Genomic DNA, 20,448 nt, shown 5'->3' with positions numbered 1-20,448 from the left:
GACGAGGACCGTACGACGCGGCTAATAACCGGAGGAAATAACTTGCCGCACATAGTTAATTCCTTCCGGTTATAAGATCGTGAGGTTGTTCCCTCTTACAGTCCCGGTTCCTGCCGCCCTCCCTCCGTCGCGTTCCACCGGGCCCCGCCGATGACGCTCACCCAGCTCCGCTACCTCGTTGCCATCGCCGATGCCGGGCTCAACATCACCCTGGCCGCGGCGCGCGTGCACGCGACCCAGCCGGGCCTGTCCAAGCAGCTCAAGCAGCTGGAGGACGAGCTGGGCTTCCTGCTGTTCGTGCGCAAGGGCCGCAGCCTGGAGGCGATCACCCCGGCCGGCGTGGAGGTGCTGGAGCGCGCGCGGGTGATCCTGGCCGAGACCGCCAACATCCGCGCCTACGCCGCCAACCAGCGCCGCGAAAGCCACGGCCAGCTGACCATCACCACCACCCATACCCAGGCCCGCTTCGTGCTGCCGCCGGCGATCGCGCGGATCAAGCGCGAGTTCCCGCAGGTGAGCGTGCACCTGCAGCAGTCCACCGAGGGTGCGGCGCTGGACCTGCTCGGCAGCGGCGAGGCCGACATGGCCGTGGTCAGCACTGCCGGCGGCGAACCGCAGGGCGGGATCGCCGTGCCGCTGTACCGCTGGAGGCGGCTGGCGCTGGTGCCGCGTGGCCACGAGCTGGACCGCGCCGGCCGCGCGCCGGACATCCAGGAACTGGCGAAGTACCCGCTGATCAGCTACGAATCCTCGGTGCGCCCGGAGTCGTCGCTGCAGCGCGCCTTCACCGGCGCCGGCCTGGAGCCGAACCTGGCCCTGACCGCGCTGGACGCGGACCTGATCAAGACCTACGTGCGCGCCGGCCTGGGCGTGGGCCTGCTGGCGGAAATGGCGGTGAGCACCGGCGACACCGACCTGCGCGGCTGGCCGGCGCCGCCGGAGATCAGCGAGTGCATCGCCTGGGCGGTGCTGCCGCGCGAGCGGGTGCTGCGCGATTACGCGCTGGAACTGGTCAACGTGCTTGCCCCGCAGATCGACAAGCGCGACCTGCGCCGGGTGATCGACGGCAACCAGGAGCCGGACTGGCCCGAGCCGCCGAGCTGGGAGCTGCTGACCCAGCCGATCAGCCTCTGAGTGGCGGCTCCGCTCTGCGACGGCGGGATCCGCGATCCACTGTGCCGTGTGCCGTCTGCCGTCTGCCGTCGCTCAGTCGAGATGGAGGACGGCGTCGCCTTCGACTGCCGTGCCGATGACGCTGGCGCCGGCGAAGCCATGGCGATGGAAGACCGCCAGTACCTCGTCCACCGCATCGGCCGCGCACGCCACCAGCAGCCCGCCGCTGGTCTGCGGATCGCAGAGCAGGGCGCGTTCGACCGGGCCGAAGGCTTCCGGGAGGCGGATCCGGTCACCGTAGCTGGCCCAGTTGCGCGCCGAGGCGCCGGTGACGAAGCCGGCCTGAGCCAGTTCCCGCGCCTGCGCCAGCAGCGGCACCGCGGACCAGTCGATGCGCAGCGTGCAGTCCGAGCCGCGCGCGACCTCCAGCGCATGTCCGGCCAGGCCGAAGCCGGTGACGTCGGTCATCGCGTGCACGCCGTCCAGACGCGCCAGTTCCGGGCCGGGGGTGTTGAGCCGGGTGGTGGTGTCGATCAGTTGCGCATAGCCGGACGCGTCCAGCGCCTGTTTCTTCAACGCCGCGGAAAACACGCCCACGCCCAGCGGCTTGCCCAGCACCAGCACGTCGCCGGGGCGCGCGCCGCTGTTGCGCTTGAGGTGGGCCGGGTCGAGCAAGCCGATCGCCACCAGCCCGTAGATCGGTTCCACCGAATCGATGCTGTGGCCGCCGGCGACCGCGATGCCGGCGGTGCGGCAGGCCTGCGCGCCACCGTCGAGGATGCGGCCGATGGTCGCCTGCGACAGCACGTTCACCGGCATCCCCAGCAGGGCCAGCGCGAACAGCGGCGTGCCGCCCATCGCGTACACGTCGCTGATCGCGTTGGTGGCGGCGATGCGGCCGAAGTCGTGCGGGTCGTCGACGATCGGCATGAAGAAATCGGTGGTGGCGACGATCGCCTGGTGCGCGTTGACCTGGTAGACCGCGGCGTCGTCGGAAGTCTCGATCCCGACCAGCAACTGCGGCGGCAGCGGCATCGCGATCCGCCCGGCTTCGCGCAGGATGCCCTCCAGCACGCCCGGGGCGATCTTGCAGCCGCAGCCGCCGCCATGGGCGAGCGAGGTGAGGCGGGGTTCGGGGACGGCGTCGGTCATCGGGTGGGTTCCTGCAGGCGCCGGATGGGGGCGATGGCTCCAATCTAGGAAGTTCCCGCGCCGGCGGGAAGCGGGCATGCGGCGACGCAGCATCGCCCAAAGTCGCAGCCGCGCGTCCTTGACTGCCCGCAGCCACCGGCCGACCATCGGCCCCACGCACCCATCCGACGACAGGTCCGTAGAGGAGCCATGATGAACGTCGACCTTACCCGCCGCAGCTTCCTCAAGCTGGCCGGCGCGGGGGCGGCGGCGACGACCCTGGGGGCCATGGGCTTCGGCGCGGCCGAGGCCGCCACCGCCGCCCACGTCCGCGCCTTCAAGCTCGCCACCACCACCGAAACCCGCAACATCTGCACCTACTGCTCGGTCGCCTGCGGGATCATCCTGTATTCGCGCGGCGACCTGGCCGCCGGCGAGAAGGCCGAGCTGGTCCACATCGAAGGCGATGCCGACCACCCGACCAACCGCGGCACGCTGTGCCCGAAGGGCGCGGCGCTGAAGTCCTACGTCAAGGCCGACACCCGCCTGACCCGGCCGCGGATCCGCCGGCCCGGTTCGGACCGGTTCGAGGACATCTCCTGGGACGAGGCGCTGGACCGGATCGCGCGCGCGGTGAAGGACGACCGCGACGCCAACCTGGTCGAACGCAACGCCGCCGGCACCACCGTGAACCGGCTTACCACCACCGGCTTCCTCGCCGCCTCGGCCACCACCAACGAGACCGCGTGGGCGACCTGGAAGGTGGTGCGCTCGCTGGGCATCGTCGGCTTCGACAACCAGGCGAGGGTCTGACACGGCCCGACGGTGTCCAGTTTGGGCCCGACGTTCGGCCGTGGTGCGATGACCAATTCGTGGACGGACATCGCCAACACAGACCTTGTCATCATCATGGGCGGCAACGCGGCCGAGGCGCACCCGTGCGGCTTCAAGTGGGTGACCGAGGCCAAGCACCACCGCGGCGCCAAGCTGATCGTGGTCGATCCGCGCTTCAACCGCTCGGCGTCGGTGGCGGACTACTACGCCCCGATCCGGCCGGGTTCGGACATCGCCTTCCTGATGGGCGTGATCCGCTGGTGTATCGCCAACGACAAGGTGCAGTGGGACTACGTGCGCCACTACACCAACGCCTCGTTCCTGGTGCGTGAGGACTTCGGCTGGCAGGACGGCCTGTTCACCGGCTATGACGAGGACAAGCGCGCCTACGACCAGTCCAGCTGGGAATACCAGTTCGGCGACGACGGCTACGTCCTGACCGATCCCACGCTGCAGCACCCGCGCTGCGTGTGGAACCTGCTCAAACAGCACGTGGAGGCGTACACCCCGGAGTTCGTCGAGAACCTGTGCGGCACGCCGAAGGACCGCTACCTCAGGATCTGCGAAATGATCGGCGAAACCTCCTCGCCGACCCGGACCATGGCCTCGATGTACGCGCTCGGCTGGACCCAGCACTCCAAGGGCGCGCAGAACATCCGCGGCATGGCGATGCTGCAGCTGATCCTGGGCAACATCGGCGTGCCCGGCGGCGGCATGAACGCGCTGCGCGGGCATTCCAACATCCAGGGGCTCACCGACGTCGGCCTGATGTCGAACCTGATCCCCGGCTACCTGGCGATCCCGAAGGACAGCGAGCCCGACTTCGAAACCTACATGTCGACCCGGGGCAACAAGCCGCTGCGCCCCAACCAGACGAGCTACTGGCAGAACTACCGCAAGTTCATGGTCAGCTTCATGAAGTCGATGTGGGGCGACAGGGCGACCGCGGAGAACGGCTGGGGCTACGACTGGCTGCCCAAGCTCGACATCCCCGAGTACGACGCGATGCGGATGTTCGACAAGGCGACCCGGGGCGAGGTGAACATCTACTTCTTCCAGGGCTTCAACCCGCTGCTGGCGTTCCCGAACCGGACCAAGCTGACCGAAGCGTTCTCCAAGGTGAAGCTGATCGTGGTCATGGATCCGCTGGAAACCGAGACCTCCTCGTTCTGGGAAAACCACGGCATCTACAACGACGTCGACACCGCCTCGATCCAGACCGAAGTGCTGGAGCTGCCCACCACCTGCTTCGCCGAGGACGAAGGCTCCACGGTGAGCTCGGGCCGGGCGCTGCAGTGGCACTGGGCCGGGGCCACGCCGCCGGGCGTGGCGCGCAACGACGTGTGGATCATGGCCAGCCTCTACCAGCGCATCCGCGCGCTGTACGAAAGGGAAGGCGGCCGCGCGCCGGAGCCGGTCCTCAACCTGGCCTGGGACTACGCCGACCCGCACGAGCCGTCGTCGGAGGAGCTGGCGCGCGAACTCAACGGCCGCGCGCTGGACGACCTGCGGGATCCGGCCGATCCGGCCAAGGTGCTGGTGGGCAAGGGCCAGCAGCTGTCGGGTTTCGGCCAGATGCGCGACGACGGCACCACCGATGGCGCCTGCTGGATCTACGCCGGCAGCTGGACCGAAGCCGGCAACATGATGGCGCGGCGCGACAACGGCGATCCCGGCGGCATGGGGGTTTTCCCGAACTGGGCGTTCGCGTGGCCGGCCAACCGGCGAGTGCTGTACAACCGCGCTTCGTGCGACCTCGACGGCAAGCCCTGGGATCCCAGCCGCGTGCTGATCGAATGGAACGGCGAGCGCTGGGTCGGTGCCGACGTCCCCGACATCGCGGTGACCGCCAAGCCGCACGAGGTCGGGCCGTTCATCATGACCCCCGAGGGCGCCAGCCGGCTGTTCTCGCGCAAGCTGATGCGCGACGGGCCGTTCCCGACCCACATGGAGCCGTTCGAAAGCCCGGTGGAGAACCCGTTCAACCGCAAGATGCGCGGCAACCCGGTGGCGCGGATCTTCCCGGACGACCTGGCCGGGCTGGGCAGCAGCGACGAGTTCCCGTGCGTGGCCACGTCCTACCGCCTGACCGAGCACTTCCACTACTGGACCAAGCACAACCGGGTCAACTCGGTGCTGCAGCCGGAGTTCTTCGTCGAGATCAGCGAGGAACTGGCGGCCGAGCGCGGGATCGCCAAGGGCGACCGGGTGCGGGTGTGGTCCGCGCGCTCGCAGATCTGGGCCAAGGCGGTGGTGACCAGGCGGATCCGGCCGCTGCAGTGCGACGGCAGGACCGTGCACGTGGTCGGGATCCCGATCCACTGGGGTTTCAAGGGCGCCGCGCGCAAGGGCTTCGGCTCCAACTCGCTGGGCCCGTTCGTGGGTGACGCCAACATCGAGACGCCCGAGTTCAAGGCCTACCTGGTCAACATCGAACGGGCGGCGGACCAGGAGGTGCCGGCATGAGCGTATCCAGCCCCGACAAGACGCGCGCCCCGCAGCCGCTGACCGCGGCGTCGAACCCGCCGGTGCAGCCGCTGCCTTCGAACCTGCTGCCGAGCGACGTGGTCCGCGCCTCGGCGACCGCCGACCTGCCGCCGCCGGCGCGCCAGCTCACCCGCGTGGCCAAGCTGATCGACGTCTCCAAGTGCATCGGCTGCAAGGCCTGCCAGTCGGCCTGCATCGAGTGGAACGACACCCACCCGGAGATCGAGGAGAACGTCGGCGTCTACGAAAATCCGCACGACCTGACCCCGGAAATGTTCACGCTGATGCGCTTCAGCGAGTTCCAGAACCCGGACACCGGCGATTTCGAGTGGCTGATCCGCAAGGACGGCTGCATGCACTGCGCCGACCCGGGCTGCCTCAAGGCCTGCCCGGCGCCGGGGGCGATCGTGCAGTACTCCAACGGCATCGTCGACTTCATCTCCGACAACTGCATCGGCTGCGGCTACTGCGTGGCCGGCTGCCCGTTCGACATCCCGCGCATCCACAAGACCGCGCACGTGTCGAAGAAGTGCACGCTGTGCTCGGACCGGGTCGCGGTGGGGCAGGGACCGGCCTGCGCCAAGGCCTGCCCGACCCAGTGCATCACCTTCGGGCCGAAGGAGGACATGGTCGCGCTGGCCGAGGAGCGGATCGTCGACCTCAAGTCGCGCGGCTACGGCAACGCCGGCCTGTACGACCCGCAGGGCGTCGGCGGCACCCACGTGATGTACGTGCTGCACCATGCCGACCGGCCCTCGCTGTACGCCGGCCTGCCGGACGATCCGCGGATCGCGCCGGCGGTGGAGGCGTTCAAGGGGCCGGCCAAGACCGTCGGCCTGGTGGCGGCCGGCGTGGCGATCGCCGGCGCGGCGCTGCACGGCCTGTTCGCGCGCGCCAACGAGGTGGCCGCGCACGACGAAGCGCAGGCGCAGGCGCTGGTGGACGGTGGCGGTGGCGACCCCGGCGATCACGGCCATGATCACGGCCATCCGGGCGGAGGCGCGCCATGAGCACCGAACGCCACCATTCGGCCCCGGGCGATGCCATCGTCGGCACGCGGCCGGTCGAGGTGCGCCGCTACGGTGCGCTCACCCGCGCCAACCACTGGCTCACCGCCGCCTGCGCGATCGTGCTGCTGCTGTCCGGGCTGGCCTTCTTCCATCCCTCGCTGTACTGGCTCACCCACCTGTTCGGCAACGGCCAGTTCGCGCGTTGGCTGCACCCGTTCGTGGGGCTGGTGATGGCGCTGAGCTTCTTCGGCCTGTTCGTGCAGATGTGGCGGCTCAACCTGCCGCGTGCCGAGGACGCGCAGTGGGTGAAGCAGGGCAGGGACGTGCTGACCGGCAACGAGGAAGCGCTGCCGGAGCTGGGCAAGTACAACGCCGGGCAGAAGCTGGTGTTCTGGGGCATGGGCGGGCTGATCCTGGTGCTGCTGGCGAGCGGCGTGATGATCTGGGAGCAGTACTTCCCCGGCCTGGTGTCGATCCCGGTGCGCCGGGTGGCGCTGGTGGCCCATGCGGTCGCGGCGGTGCTGATGCTGCTGTTGCTGGTGCTGCACGTGTACGCGGCGATCTGGACCCGCGGCACGCTGCGGGCGATGACCCGCGGCACGGTCACCGGCGGCTGGGCCTGGCGCCACCACCGCAAGTGGCTGCGCGAGCTGGCCGCGCGCGAGCGCGACCCGCACCAGGGAAAGACGCCCGCGGATCCACCCGCTCCGTAGAGCGGGGCTTGCCCCGCTGCTCCCTTGCGTTGTCGCGAGGGGCAGCCACGGGGACATCCGCAGGGACATCCGCGGGAATATCCACGGGAGCAACCGGGCAAGCCCGGCTCTACGGGGGCGCCGCGTTACACTCATGGGCCTTTCCGCACCGGCCGCGCCGCACGAGGCAACCGCACGCCATGGTCGATGAGCCGAACGAGCCGCAGCCCGAGCCCTTGCTGATCGGCGGCGTGCCGAAGCCGCCGCTGGCGCTGCTGCCCGATCCGGTCGCGCTGTTCCAGGGCCGCGCCCGCCGCTTCGCCTTCCTTGCCGAAAACCACGAACTGGCGCCCTACCTGCGCTTCCTCGCCGGACTCTCGCGCCTGCAGGCGCGGCTGGCCGCCACCCTGCCGCCGACGCAGGTGCCGGCCGAAGCCGCCGCGCGCGCCGCGCAGGCGCACATGCCGCCGATCGACCGCCATGCGCTGCTCGATGACCCGGCGCTGGCCACCACCCTGCAGGCGCTGCTCGACGGCGCCATCGCGCTGGAGATGCCCGAAGCCGCGCGCACCGCGCTGGAAGCGGTGCTGCTGGCCGACGCCAGCGACCGCCGCTGGCTGCTCGGCAACGTGCTGGGCGATGACATCCCCGCCGACAGCACCGCGCCGCACCTGTTCGTGGCCGCCGCGGTGCAGGTGCACCTGGCGCGGCTGGCGGCAGGCCTGGACGGCGATGTCCTGGTGCCGGTCGCGACCGGCGTCTGCCCGGCCTGCGGTGGCCGCCCGGCCACCTCCTCGGTGATGGGCATGCAGGGCATCGAGAACGTGCGCTACGCCAGTTGCGCCGGCTGCGCCACGCAATGGAACGAGGTGCGGGTGAAGTGCCTGTGCTGCGGCTCGACCCGCGGCCTGGCCTACCGCTCGGTCGGCACCGACGAGGCCACGGTCAAGGCCGAGGCCTGCCGCGAGTGCAACGCCTGGGTGAAGATCTTCTACAAGGTGAGGAACGAGAGCCTCGACCCCATCGCCGACGACGTCGGCAGCCTCGGCCTGGACGTGCTGATGAAGGACGCCGGCGTGCGCCGCGGCGGCTTCAATCCGTACCTGGTGGGCTGGTGATGGAGGGATTCCGCGCGCTGCCCTCGATCGACCGCTTCCTGCAGTCGGACCCGGGCCGCGCCCTGGCTGAAGTACATGGCCGTGCCCGGGTCGTGTCCACGCTGCGGACCGAACTGTCGCGCGCCCGCGGCGAGATCCGCGCCGGTGGTGATGGCGTGGCGCTGGCGCGGGAGATCGACGGCCGCGTCGCCGCCGCGCTGGCGGCCGGTGCCGTGCCCGGCCTGCGCCCGGTGCTCAACCTCTCTGGCACGGTGCTGCACACCAACCTCGGCCGCGCCCTGCTCGCCGACGAGGCGATCGCCGCCGCCTGCGCGGCGATGGCCCATCCGCTGGCGCTGGAGTTCGACCTCGACGACGGCGGCCGCGGCCGCCGCGACGACCACGTGGCCGGACTGCTGCGCGAGCTCACCGGCGCTGAGGACGCGCTGGTGGTCAACAACAACGCCGCAGCGGTGCTGCTGGCGCTCAACACCTTCGGCCAGGGCCGCGAGGCGGTGGTCTCGCGCGGCGAACTGATCGAGATCGGCGGCGCCTTCCGCATGCCGGAGATCATGGAGCGCGCGGGCACCCGCCTGGTCGAGGTCGGCACCACCAACCGCACCCATGCGCGCGACTACCAGGCCGCGCTCGGCCCGGACACCGGCCTGCTGCTGAAGGTGCACACCTCCAACTACCGGATCGAAGGCTTCACCGCCGACGTGCCGGCGCCGGAACTGGCGGCGATCGCGCGCGGCGCCGGCGTGCCGCTGCTCAACGATCTCGGCTCGGGTTCGCTGCTGGACCTGTCGGCGTTCGGCCTGCGCCGCGAGCCGACCGTGCGCGAGGCGGTGGCCGAAGGCGCCGACCTGGTCACCTTCTCCGGCGACAAGCTGCTCGGCGGCGCGCAGGCGGGCTTCATCGTCGGCCGCCGCGCGCTGGTCGAAGCGATCGACCGCAATCCGCTGCGGCGCGCGCTGCGCCTGGACAAGATCCGCCTGGCCGCGCTGGAGGCGACGCTGCGGCTGTACCGCGACCCGGACCGGCTCGCGCAGCGCGTGCCGACCCTGCGTCTGCTGGCGCGTCCGCGCGACGACATCGCCGCGCAGGCGGCGCGGCTGGCGCCGCAGGTCGAGGCCCTGCTGTCGGCGCATGGCTACACCGTCGCCGTCTGCGACTGCGACAGCCAGGTCGGCTCCGGCGCGCTGCCGGTGGACACGATCGCCAGTACCGGCCTGCGCATCACCGGCGCCGGCGGCGATGCACCGGACCGGCTGGCCGCGTGCCTGCGCGCGTTGCCCGTGCCGGTGATCGGCCGCATCCGCGATGGCGCCCTGCTGCTCGACCTGCGCTGCCTCGATGACGACGAGTCGCTGCTCTCGACCCTGGCGGAGCTGCCGGCGCCGTGATCGTCGGCACCGCCGGCCACATCGACCACGGCAAGACCGCGCTGGTGAAGGCGCTCACCGGCGTCGACGCCGACCGCCTGGCCGAGGAGAAGGCGCGCGGCATCACCCTCGACCTGGGCTTCGCGTACACCGACCTGGGCCTGCCGCCGGCGGCTGCGGAGAGTCGCGATGACGCTTCACCGCGCGGGGCGAAGGGCGCGCGCCATGCCGCCGCATCCGCGGCCGCGTCCGGCAACGATTTCCCTTCCAGTGGCCGCATCACCGGCTTCGTCGACGTCCCCGGCCACGAGAAGCTGGTGCGGACGATGCTCGCCGGCGCCGGCGGCATCGACTTCGCCCTGCTGGTGGTCGCCGCCGATGACGGGGTGATGCCGCAGACGCTTGAACACCTGGCGATCCTCGACCTGCTCGGCGTGCACGAAGGCGCGGTCGCGCTGACCAAGGCCGACCTGGCCGACGACGCCCGGCGCGCGGCCGTCACCGCGCAGGTCCGCGCCGCGCTCGCCGGCACCGGCCTGGCGGAGGCCGCGGTGGTTCCGGTTTCGACGGTCACCGGCGAAGGCATCGCCGCGCTGCGTGCGATCCTGGCCCGCGCGGAAGCGGCGATGGCGCCGCGTGCCGCCGCAGGCCCGTTCCGGCTGGCGGTGGACCGCAGCTTCACCCTGGCCGGCGCCGGCACCGTGGTCACCGGGACGATGCTCTCGGGCCGGGTCGCGGTCGGCGACGCGGTCGTGGTCAGCCCACTCGGCCTGCACGCGCGCGTGCGCGGGATCCACGCCCAGGACCGCAAGGTCGAGGCCGGGTTCGCCGGCCAGCGCTGCGCGCTGAACCTGGCCGGCGAAGGCGTGGCCAGGGATGCGATCGAACGCGGCGACGTGGTCCTGTCGCCCGCGCTGCACGCGCCGGGCGACCGCATCGATGCGCTGCTGCGGGTGCTGCCTTCGGAAACCCGGCCGGTGACCACCTGGTTCCCGGCGCGGCTGCACAGCCATGCGGTCGAGGTCGGCGCGCGGATCGTGCCGCTGGCCGGCGAGCTGCGGCCGGGCGAGACGGGCCTGGTCCAACTGGTGCTGGAGCGGCCGATCGCCGCCGCCGTCGGCGACCGCTTCGTGCTGCGCGACACCTCCGCCAGTCGCAGCCTCGGCGGCGGCCGTTTCATCGACCTGCGCGCGCCTTCGCGCAAGCGCGGCACGCCGCAGCGGCTGGCCTGGCTGGAGGCTGCACGCGAGCTGCAGCCCGCCGCGGCGCTGGCGCGGATGGCGGCGATCGCGCCGGTGGACCTGCCCGGCTTCCTGCGCGACCGTGCGCTCGACCCGGCCTCCGGCGCGGAGCTGTGCGCCACCGCCGGCACCACGATGGCCGGCACCTGCGCGCTCTCGCCTGCGCTGCTGGCGACCCTGCGCGAAGGCCTGGCGACCACGCCCGCGCAGTTCCACGAAGCCAGCCCGGACCTGGCCGGCCTCGGCCGCGAGAAGCTGCGCCTGGCGCTGCAGCCACGCCTGCCGAAGGAGGCCTTCCTCGCCTTCCTGCACGACGAAGCGGACGCCCGCCGCGTCGTGCTCGATGGCGCCTTCGTGCGCCTGCCGGGGCACGAAGTGCGGATGACGCCGGACGACGAGGCGCTGTGGCAGCGGATCCAGCCGCAGTTGCTCGGCGCGCAGCGCTTCCGCCCGCCGCGGGTGCGCGATTTCGCCACGGAGTTCGGCATCGACGAGCGCGAGGTGCGGCGCGTGCTGCGCCTGGCCCAGCGCCTGGGCCGGGTCGACCGCATCGCCCTGGACCACTACTTCGACCGCAGCGTGGTCGGCGAGATGGCCGGGCTCGCGCGCGAGGTGGCCGCCGCATCCGGCGACGGCTGGTTCGCCGCCGCCGCGTTCCGCGACCGCATGGACAACGGGCGCAAGGTGGCGATCGAGATCCTCGACTTCTTCGACGGCCTCGGCCTGACCCTGCGCAAGGGCGACCTGCGCAGGATCAACCCGCACCGCGCCGATCTGTTCGATACTTGAATCCCCGCGCGCGGTGTTCCGGCGCGGTGCATGGAAGGAAAGCGTCCCCGGTGGGGCGGCCGGACTTCAAATCCGGTTGGGGCAGCGAGCCTGTCCCGGGTGGGTTCGACTCCCACTTCCTTCCGCCATCTGCGCTACGGCGATCCTGCTTCGCCCAGCCGCCAGGGGTGGCTGTAGACCGCGTAACCGTCCTCGCGGGCGAAGCCGACCAGGGTGAGGTTGGCGCGTTCGGCCAGGGTGATCGCCAGCGCGGTCGGCGCGGACACCGCGGCGAGCAGGCCGATGCCGGCGCTGGCGGCCTTCATCGCCATCTCGTAGCTGGCGCGGCTGGTGGCCACGGCGAAGCCGGACTGCGGGTCGATGCCGGCGCGCGCCATCGCCCCGACCAGTTTGTCCAGCGCATTGTGGCGGCCGACGTCTTCGCGCAGCAGCACGATCGTGCCGTGCGCATCGGCCCAGGTCGCGGCATGGGTCGCGCCGGTGGCGCCGGCCAGTTGCTGGCCGGCCTTGAGGCCGTGCAGGGCCGCGTGCAGCGCTGCATCGGTGATGGCGATCCCGGCACCGACCGGCTGCGGCCAGCGCATCGCCGCTTCCAGCAGTTCGCTGCCGCAGATGCCGCAGCCGCTGCGCCCGCTCAGGCTGCGCCGGCGCCGTTCCAGTGCAGCGGCTCGCGCCTCCGGAATCCGCAGGCGCACTTCCCAGCCCTCCACCAGTTGGGCCACCGATTCCACGGCCACCTCGTCGACGGAATCGACGATGCCCTCGCTGAGCGAGAAGCCGGTGGCGAAATCCACGAAGTCGCCGGGCGTGGCCATCATCACCGCGAACGGCGCGTCGTTGTAGACGAAGGCGACCGGCACCTCCTCGGCGACCGCATCGTCGAGCATGCGCGTGGCCGCGCCGCGACGGCGGACGACGGTGCGGCGCGTGCTGCCCGGCACCGCGGATGCGGTGTCTTCGCCGTGGCGGGATGAGGACTCGGACATGGCCGGACTGCGGCGGCTCGCGCGATGGACTGCGGGCACGATAGCGCTTCTGTCGACCTGGCGGCGACGCCGCGCCGGCGGTGCCGCCCTCAGATGTCCTCGTGGATCCCGCACTCGCGCTTGAGGCCGAAGAAGCGCGTGTCCTCGTCCTTCATCCCGGGCTCCCAGCGCGTGGTGGTGTGGAAGTCGCCGATGGAGACGTAGCCTTCGTGCCACAGTGGGTGGTAGGGCAGGTCGTGCTGCTTCAGGTACTGCCACACGTCGCGGTCGGACCAGTCGGCGAGCGGGTTGACCTTCAGCCGCGGGCCGCGCTGCTGCACGATCGGGGTGCCGGCGCGGCTGGCGGCCTGGCTGCGGCGCAGGCCGGTGAACCAGGTGCCGACGCCGAGTTCGTCCAGTGCGCGGCGCATCGGTTCGACCTTGCGCAGCTGGTTGTAGTCGTCCAGGCCGGTCACGCCCTGTTCCCACAGGCGGCCATGGCGCGCCTCCATCCAGGCGCGGCTGACCAGCGGGCGGTAGACCTGCAGGTTGAGGTCCAGGCGCGCGACCAGTTCGTCGGCGAAGCGGTAGGTCTCCGGGAACAGGTAGCCGGTGTCGACCAGGATCACCGGGATGTCCGGCTTCTGCTGCACCAGCAGGTGCAGGGCCACCGCCGACTGCGCGCCGAAGCTGGAGGACAGCGCGGCATTGCCGTCGCCGTGGGCCAATGCCCATTCGACGCGCCGTTCCGCATCGAGCGTTTCCAGCCAGGCGTTGAGCGCGGCCAGGTCGCGCGCCGGCACGGCCGGGGCGGCGGCGGTTTCGTCGTTGGCGGGGGCGGTGAGGCTCATCGGTGGCTCCGTGCGCGGGATGCGCGGGGACGATCAGGCGGCCGCGCCCAGCGCGGCCTTGCGGCTGGCGGGTTCGACCAGGACCTGGGTGGGATAGGGCGGCAGCGCGACCACGCCGGCACGGTGCAGGAAGTCGCCGAAGCCTTCGCCGGCGCCGCGCTCGGCCGCATATCGGGCGAACAGCGGTTCGAGCTCGGCGAGGATCTCCGCTTCGGTGATGTTCTCGCGGTACAGGGTGTTCAGGCGCTGGCCGCGGTGGTCGGCGCCGAGCATCAGGTTGTAGCGGCCCGGCGCCTTGCCGACCAGCGCGATCTCGCCCAGGTACGGCCGCGAGCAGCCGTTGGGGCAGCCGGAGATGCGCAGCAGGATCGGCGCGTCGGCCAGGCCGTGCCGTTCCAGCAGCGGCTGCAGCCTGGCGGTGAAGTCGGGCAGGTAGCGCTCGGCCTCGGCCATGGCCAGGGCGCAGGGCGGCAGCGCCACGCAGGCCATCGCGGTGCGCGCCAGCGCGGTCGGCGCGCGGTTCTCGCCGTCCAGCGCATGCGCCTGGACCAGCGCGTCGATGCGCTTGCGCTCGCCGGCCGGCACGCCGGCGATGACCAGGTTCTGGTTGGCGGTAAGCCGGAACTGGCCGCGGTGGACGTTGGCGATCTCGCGCAGACCGGTCAGGTGCGGCCGGCCCGGGCGGTCGGCGATGCGCCCGCTGGGCAGCGACAGGGTCAGGTGCCAGCGGCCGTCCTCGCCCTCGACCCAGCCGAAGCGGTCGCCGTTGTGGTCGAACGCGAACGGCCGCGCCGGCTGCAGCGCGAACCCGGCGCGCTCCTGCATCTTCGCCACCACCACGTCCAGGCCGAGGTCGTCGATGGTGTACTTGAAGCGCGCGTGCTTGCGCTCGACGCGGTCGCCGTGGTCGCGCTGCACGGTCACCGCGGCCTCGGCGATGGCCAGCACCTGGTCCGGGGTGACGAAGCCGATCACGCTGCCCAGCCGCGGGTAGGTCTTGGCGTCGCCATGGCTGGCGCCCATGCCGCCGCCGATGGCGACGTTGAAGCCGGCCAACCCGCCGTCCGCGTCGACGATCGCGACCAGGCCCAGGTCGTTGGCGAACACGTCCACGTCGTTGGTCGGCGGCACCGCCACGGCCATCTTGAACTTGCGTGGCAGGTAGACCTGGCCGTAGACCGGATCCTCCTCGGCGCCGCTGTCGGCCAGCTTCTCCTCGTCCAGCCAGATCTCGTAGTAGGCGCGGGTCGTCGGCAGGAACCGCTCCGACAGCCGCTGCGCCCAGTCGTGCACCTGCGCGTGCAGGCGCGACTGCAGCGGGTTGCTGGTGCCGAGCACGTTGCGGTTGACGTCGCCGCAGGCCGAGACGGTGTCCAGCGCGGCGGCATTGATCGCCTGCATGGTCGCCTTCAGCTCGCGCTTGATCACGCCGTGGAACTGGAAGGTCTGGCGGGTGGTGACGCGCAGCGAGTGGTTGGCCCAGGTGGTGGCGACCGCGTCCAGCTTCAGCCACTGCTCCGGGGTGAACACGCCGCCCGGGGCGCGGATCCGGATCATGAACTGGTGCGCCGGCTCGAGCTTCTGCCGGCGGCGCTCGTCGCGGATGTCGCGGTCATCCTGCTGGTAGCTGCCGTGGAACTTGACCAGGCGCTGGTCCTCGAACGACAGCGAACCGGTGACCTCGTCGGCCAGCCCTTCCAGCAGCGTGCCGCGCAGGCCGCGGCTCTTGATCTTGATGTCTTCGACGGAAGGGTGGCTCATGGCGTTCGGCTTGATCCGGTCGGGTGCGCGGGCGGGCGGCGTCGGGGTTCAGTAGACGTCGCGGCCGTAGCGGCCTTCGGTCTGCAGGGAGGTGAGGTATCCGGCCGCGGCCTCGAGGTCGCCACCGTTGTGCGCGGCGACGATGTCCAGCAGCGCGGCGTGCACGTCCTTGCCCATGGCGATCGCGCCGCAGACATAGAAGTGCGCGCCGCCCTGCAGCCAGTCGTAGACCTCGGCGCCGCGCTCGCGCAGGCGGTCCTGCACGTACACCTTGCGGGCCTGGTCGCGGGAGAAGGCCAGGTCGAGGCGATGCAGTTCCTTGCGCTGCAGGGCGTCCTGCCACTCGACCTGGTAAAGGAAGCCGGTATTGAAGTGCTGGGCGCCGAAGAACAGCCAGTTGCGTCCGGAGGCGCCGGTTTCGGCGCGCTCCTGGACGAAGCCGCGGAACGGCGCCACGCCGGTGCCGGGGCCGACCATGATGATGTCGCGCGTGCCGTCGGCCGGAACGCGGAAGCGCTCGTTGGGCTCGATATAGACCGGCACCTGGCCGCCTTCCTCCAGCGCGGCGAGGAAGCCGCTGGCCGCGCCGAGGTGGTCGTGGCCGTGGGCCTGGTAGCGCAGCACGTCGACGGTGAGGTGCGCTTCCTCGCCCACGCGCTTGCGGCTCGACGCGATCGAGTACAGGCGCTGGGCCTGCGGGCGCAGCGCGGCGAGCAGGGCGTCGTGGTCCCAGGCCGCCGGCCAGCGGCGCAGGACGTCCACCAGCTGGTGGTCGGCGAGCAGCGCCGCCAGGCCGGCAGGCTGGGTGGGGTCGAGCAGCTCCTGCAGTGCCGCCGCGCCGGAGCGTTCGGCGTGCGCGGCCAGGAACGGACGCGACAGCCGGGCCAGTTCGCGGCGGGGGGCCAGCCACTCGTGCAGGGGCAGAGTCTCGGTGCCGGAGGTGACAGCGGCATTGCCGTCCAGCTTCGTCGCCTGCAGCACCGCTTCGACCAGCGCCTCGGGGTTGCGGTGGCGGATGCCCAGCGCATCGCCGGGTTCGTAGGCCAGGCCGGAGCCTTCCAGCGACAGCTCGAGGTGGCGCACGTCCTTGCCGCCGTCGCGGTACTGCTGGAAGCCGGTGTTGCGGAACTCGCGGCCGGTGATGCGCTGGTTGGCCAGCACTTCTGCCGGGAACGGGCGCTCGTGCGACCAGGCCGCGGCCGGACGCAGCGGGGTGACCGTGGCCAGGTGCGCGGCAGGGCCGTTCGCGGTGGCCGGCGCGGCCTTGAGCAGTTCACGGGCCTGGGCCAGCGCCTGCTCGCGCCAGGGGCCGGCGACGGTGTCGATGTCCAGGTCGGCCTGGCCGGCGTCGAGCACGCGCTGTGCACCCAGTTCGGCCAGGCGCGCGTCCAGCCTGCGCGAGATGCCGCAGAACTCGGCGTAGCTGGTGTCGCCCAGGCCGAGCACGGCGAACTTCAGTTCCGGCAGCTTCGGTGCGCGCTTGCCCAGCAGGAATTCGGTGAAGCCGATCGAGTCGTCCGGCGGGTCGCCTTCGCCCTGGGTGCTGATGACCAGGTAGAGCAGGCGCTCGCTCGCCAGTTCGCGGGTGGCGTAGGCATCGGTGCGGACCAGGCGCACGGCCAGGCCGGTGGCCTCGGCAGCCTGGGCGATCTTCTCGGCCTCGCGGCGGGCATTGCCGGTCTGGCTGCCGTAGAGCACTGTCAGGCGTTGCCCGGCCGCGCCGGCCGCGGCAGGGACGCCGCCGGGCAGCACCGCCAGCTGCGGCGTGGCGTGGCCCTGGGCCAGGCCGGCGGTGTAGCCGGACAGCCACCACAGCGAGGAACCGTCGAGCCCGTCGACCAGCCGTGCCAGCAGGATCTTGCGGTCCTCGTTGAGCGGGCTGGGCGGCAGTGCGGGGGACGCGGCGGACATGCGGAGGGCCTGGCACGACGTCGGATCGACGGGGATCCGATGTTAGGAACTCGCAAAGCGCGGCTGAAACGGCTTGTGGTTATTGGCTTATGCTCTGCGCTTATTTCGCCGGCCCGGCCCCTGGCCGAATACTCGTTCCCCGATCCATGCGTCCGTACCGCCGTGCGGCGGCGCATGGCATCCGCCCCGGCCATCGCCACGCCGTGCCCGGCCCGACCCGATCACCAGCGCCCCGAATGAGTCCCGCCCACCGCCTGTCCCATCTCGACCGCCTGGAGGCGGAGAGCATCCACATCCTGCGCGAGGTCGCCGCCGGGTTCCGCAACCCGGTGCTGCTGTACTCGGTGGGCAAGGACAGTTCGGTGCTGCTGCACCTGCTGCTGAAGGCCTTCGCCCCGGCGCCGCCGCCGATCCCGCTGCTGCACGTGGACACGCGCTGGAAGTTCCGCGAGATGATCGCCTTCCGCGACCGCCGCGCCGCCGAGACCGGCGTGGACCTGCGCGTGCACATCAATCCAGACGGCATCGCCCAGGACATCGGCCCGTTCAGCCACGGTGCCACCGTCCACACCGACGTGATGAAGACCCAGGGCCTGAAGCAGGCGCTGGACCTGTGGCAGTTCGATGCCGCCATCGGCGGCGCGCGCCGCGACGAGGAGAAGTCGCGGGCCAAGGAGCGCGTGTTCTCGTTCCGCAACGAAAACCACCGCTGGGATCCCAAGCGCCAGCGCCCGGAACTGTGGAACCTGTATAACGCGCGCATCCGCAAGGGCGAGAGCGTGCGCGTGTTCCCGCTGTCCAACTGGACCGAGCTGGACGTGTGGCTGTACATCTACCGCGAGAACATCCCGGTGGTGCCGCTGTACTTCGCCGCCGAACGTGCGGTCGTGGAGCGCGACGGCGCGCTGATCCTGGCCGACGACGAACGCCTGCCGCTGCGGCCCGGCGAGGTCCCGCGGCTGCGCCAGGTCCGTTTCCGCACCCTGGGCTGCTACCCGCTGACCGGGGCGATCGAATCGGAGGCCGATTCGCTGGAGAAGATCATCGCCGAGATGCTGGTAGCCACCAGCTCCGAGCGCCAGGGCCGGGTCATCGACCAGGACCCGACCGCGTCGATGGAGAAGAAGAAGCTGGAGGGGTACTTCTGATGGCCGCCGACGCGACGGGCGCCACCGCCACCGACATCGCCGCCTACCTGAAGGCGCACGAGGACAAGCCGCTGCTGCGCTTCATCACCTGCGGCAGCGTGGACGACGGCAAGAGCACCCTGATCGGGCGCCTGCTGTACGAGAGCAAGCGCCTGTTCGACGACCAGCTGGCGGCGCTGGAGGCCGACAGCCGCCGCCATGGCACCCAGGGCGAGCGCATCGACTACGCGCTGCTGCTCGACGGCCTGGCCGCCGAGCGCGAGCAGGGCATCACCATCGACGTCGCCTACCGTTACTTCGATACCGACCGGCGCAAGTTCATCGTCGCCGACTGCCCCGGCCACGAGCAGTACACCCGCAACATGGCCACCGGCGCGTCGACCGCGGACCTGGCGGTGGTGCTGGTGGACGCGCGCAAGGGCCTGCTGGCGCAGACCCGCCGGCACAGCTATATCGTCTCGCTGCTGGGCATCTCCCACGTGGTCCTGGCAGTGAACAAGATGGACCTGGTCGGCTACGACCAGGCCGTGTTCGACGACATCGCCGCCGGCTACCGCGAGCTGGCCGCGCAGCTGGGCATCCCCCACGTGCAGGCGATCCCGCTGTCGGCGCTGGAAGGCGACAACCTGCTGCAGGCCTCGGCGAATACGCCCTGGTACGACGGCCCGGCGCTGCTGCCGCACCTGGAGGCGGTGGAACCCGGCGGCGCGGCCGTGGCCGGCGGCCTGCGCCTGCCGGTGCAGTGGGTGAACCGGCCCAACCAGGATTTCCGCGGCTTCGCCGGCACCATCGCCGGCGGCGACGTGGCACCGGGCGACGAGGTGGTGGTCCTGCCCTCGGCGCGCCGCTCCAGGGTCGCGCGCGTGCTCGGCCCCGATGGCGACCTGCCGCGCGCCTTCGCCGGGCAGGCGGTGACCCTGACCCTGGCCGACGAGATCGACGTCAGCCGCGGCGACGTGATCGCCGCCGCCGGCGACCCGCCCGCGGTCGCTGACCAGTTCGCCGCGCACGTGCTGTGGATGAGCGACGCGGCGCTGCTGCCCGGGCGGCCGTACTGGCTGAAGATCGGCGCGCGCACCGTCGCCGCCAGCATCAGCGAGATCAAGCACCGGGTCGACGTGAACACCCAGGAGCACCTGGCGGCCAAGCGCCTGGAGCTCAACGAGGTGGGCTACTGCAACCTCAGCCTGGAGGAACCGGTCGCGTTCGCGCCGTACGCGGAGAACCGCGCGCTGGGCGGCTTCGTCCTGATCGACCGGCAGAGCAACGACACCGTCGCCGCCGGCACCCTGGATTTCGCCCTGCGCCGCGCCGACAACGTGCACTGGCAGCACCTGGACGTGGACAAGGCCGCGCGCGCGCGGATCAAGGGCCAGGCGCCGAAGGTGCTGTGGTTCACCGGCCTGTCCGGCGCCGGCAAGTCGACCGTCGCCAACCTGGTGGACAAGCGCCTGCACGCGCTCGGCTACCACACCTTCGTGCTCGACGGCGACAACGTGCGCCACGGGCTCAACCGCGACCTGGGCTTTACCGACGAGGACCGGGTCGAGAACATCCGCCGCGTGGCCGAGGTGGCGCGGCTGATGGCCGACGCCGGGCTGATCGTGCTGGTCAGCTTCATTTCCCCGTTCCGCGCCGAGCGGCGGATGGCGCGCGAGCGCTTCGCCGGGGGTGAATTCATCGAGGTGTTCGTCGACGTACCGCTGGAAGTGGCCGAGGCACGCGACGTGAAGGGCCTGTACCGCAAGGCCCGCGCCGGGCTGATCCCCAACTTCACCGGCATCGACTCGCCGTACGAGGCGCCGGAGCGGCCCGAGGTGCACCTGGACGCGGCCTCAGCCCCGCTCGAAACCCAGGTGGCGCAGGTGCTGCAGGCGCTGGAACTGGACTGGAGTGCCGGCGGTACGTCCTGGCTGTAGCGCGCCTTGGCACCCGTACCGGTGATACCCCGACTTTCCTGAACGGCCGCGTTCAGCGCGGCTTCGAGGGGCGGCGTGGGGTCGCCCCCTGAAGTGGGCTCCTACAAGGGGGAG

Annotated in this window: 14 protein-coding genes and 1 tRNA gene; 10 read left to right on the top strand and 5 right to left on the bottom strand. The window is 71.5% G+C overall.

All coding sequences use genetic code 11. The annotated features are described in order from the left end of the window. Positions 1-150: 150 nt before the first annotated feature. A complete protein-coding gene (locus CSC64_RS12330) occupies positions 151-1,134 on the top strand; it encodes a LysR family transcriptional regulator (protein WP_162435629.1) in 984 nt (327 codons plus the stop codon). Positions 1,135-1,206: 72 nt separating this feature from the next. Here CSC64_RS12330 and selD read toward each other — a convergent pair whose 3' ends face one another. After that, a complete protein-coding gene (selD, locus tag CSC64_RS12325; RefSeq protein WP_162435628.1) occupies positions 1,207-2,265 on the bottom strand; it encodes a selenide, water dikinase SelD in 1,059 nt (352 codons plus the stop codon). A gap of 189 nt (positions 2,266-2,454) precedes the next feature. Between selD and fdnG the strand changes: the two genes are divergently transcribed. The 7 genes from fdnG to CSC64_RS12290 all read left to right on the top strand — a co-directional run bounded on the left by fdnG (position 2,455) and on the right by CSC64_RS12290 (position 11,907). Next, entirely contained in the window at positions 2,455-5,544 is a 3,090-nt protein-coding gene (fdnG, locus tag CSC64_RS12320) for a formate dehydrogenase-N subunit alpha (RefSeq protein ID WP_484573153.1), read from the top strand. After that, complete coding sequence (gene fdxH / locus CSC64_RS12315; protein ID WP_162435626.1) at positions 5,541-6,575, top strand: formate dehydrogenase subunit beta; 1,035 nt, start codon at positions 5,541-5,543, stop codon at positions 6,573-6,575. The genes fdnG and fdxH overlap by 4 nt, the downstream gene beginning before the upstream one ends. Further along, positions 6,572-7,288 carry a formate dehydrogenase subunit gamma gene (locus CSC64_RS12310; RefSeq protein WP_162435625.1) on the top strand — a complete coding sequence of 239 codons (717 nt, stop codon included), beginning with the start codon at positions 6,572-6,574 and terminating at the stop codon, positions 7,286-7,288. Before fdxH ends, CSC64_RS12310 begins: the two co-directional genes overlap by 4 nt. A 179-nt stretch (positions 7,289-7,467) precedes the next feature. After that, positions 7,468-8,385 carry a formate dehydrogenase accessory protein FdhE gene (gene fdhE, locus CSC64_RS12305; RefSeq protein WP_162435624.1) on the top strand — a complete coding sequence of 306 codons (918 nt, stop codon included), beginning with the start codon at positions 7,468-7,470 and terminating at the stop codon, positions 8,383-8,385. Next, positions 8,385-9,770 carry an L-seryl-tRNA(Sec) selenium transferase gene (selA, locus tag CSC64_RS12300; protein ID WP_162435623.1) on the top strand — a complete coding sequence of 462 codons (1,386 nt, stop codon included), beginning with the start codon at positions 8,385-8,387 and terminating at the stop codon, positions 9,768-9,770. Before fdhE ends, selA begins: the two co-directional genes overlap by 1 nt. After that, complete coding sequence (selB, locus tag CSC64_RS12295) at positions 9,767-11,779, top strand: selenocysteine-specific translation elongation factor (RefSeq protein ID WP_202922366.1); 2,013 nt, start codon at positions 9,767-9,769, stop codon at positions 11,777-11,779. The genes selA and selB overlap by 4 nt, the downstream gene beginning before the upstream one ends. Positions 11,780-11,811: 32 nt before the next feature. Continuing rightward, a tRNA-Sec gene (locus tag CSC64_RS12290) sits at positions 11,812-11,907 on the top strand. A 6-nt stretch (positions 11,908-11,913) separates the two neighbouring features. On the opposite strand, the gene fdhD is transcribed toward CSC64_RS12290, so the two are convergent. From fdhD to CSC64_RS12270, 4 genes are all read right to left on the bottom strand, one after another. After that, positions 11,914-12,765, bottom strand: a complete 852-nt coding sequence (gene fdhD / locus CSC64_RS12285) for a formate dehydrogenase accessory sulfurtransferase FdhD (protein ID WP_162435622.1) — start codon at positions 12,763-12,765, stop codon at positions 11,914-11,916. 89 nt (positions 12,766-12,854) lie between these two features. Further along, on the bottom strand, positions 12,855-13,595 hold the full coding sequence (locus CSC64_RS12280; RefSeq protein ID WP_162435621.1) for a phosphoadenylyl-sulfate reductase: 741 nt from the start codon (positions 13,593-13,595) through the stop codon (positions 12,855-12,857). Positions 13,596-13,628: 33 nt separating this feature from the next. Beyond that, a complete protein-coding gene (cysI, locus tag CSC64_RS12275) occupies positions 13,629-15,356 on the bottom strand; it encodes an assimilatory sulfite reductase (NADPH) hemoprotein subunit (protein ID WP_162435620.1) in 1,728 nt (575 codons plus the stop codon). 48 nt (positions 15,357-15,404) lie between these two features. Continuing rightward, positions 15,405-17,267 (bottom strand): assimilatory sulfite reductase (NADPH) flavoprotein subunit, encoded by a 1,863-nt coding sequence (locus tag CSC64_RS12270; protein WP_162435619.1) that lies wholly within the window; start codon positions 17,265-17,267, stop codon positions 15,405-15,407. Between the two features lie 236 nt (positions 17,268-17,503). Between CSC64_RS12270 and cysD the strand changes: the two genes are divergently transcribed. Together cysD and cysN are read left to right on the top strand one after the other, a co-directional pair. Further along, positions 17,504-18,415 (top strand): sulfate adenylyltransferase subunit CysD, encoded by a 912-nt coding sequence (gene cysD, locus CSC64_RS12265; protein WP_162435618.1) that lies wholly within the window; start codon positions 17,504-17,506, stop codon positions 18,413-18,415. Then, complete coding sequence (cysN, locus tag CSC64_RS12260; RefSeq protein ID WP_162435617.1) at positions 18,415-20,334, top strand: sulfate adenylyltransferase subunit CysN; 1,920 nt, start codon at positions 18,415-18,417, stop codon at positions 20,332-20,334. Before cysD ends, cysN begins: the two co-directional genes overlap by 1 nt. Positions 20,335-20,448 lie beyond the last annotated feature (114 nt).

The organism is Pseudoxanthomonas koreensis, assembly GCF_010093225.1.
Taxonomy (GTDB): Bacteria; Pseudomonadota; Gammaproteobacteria; order Xanthomonadales; family Xanthomonadaceae; genus Pseudoxanthomonas; species Pseudoxanthomonas koreensis.
This window is presented reverse-complemented; position numbering and strand designations above follow the sequence as displayed.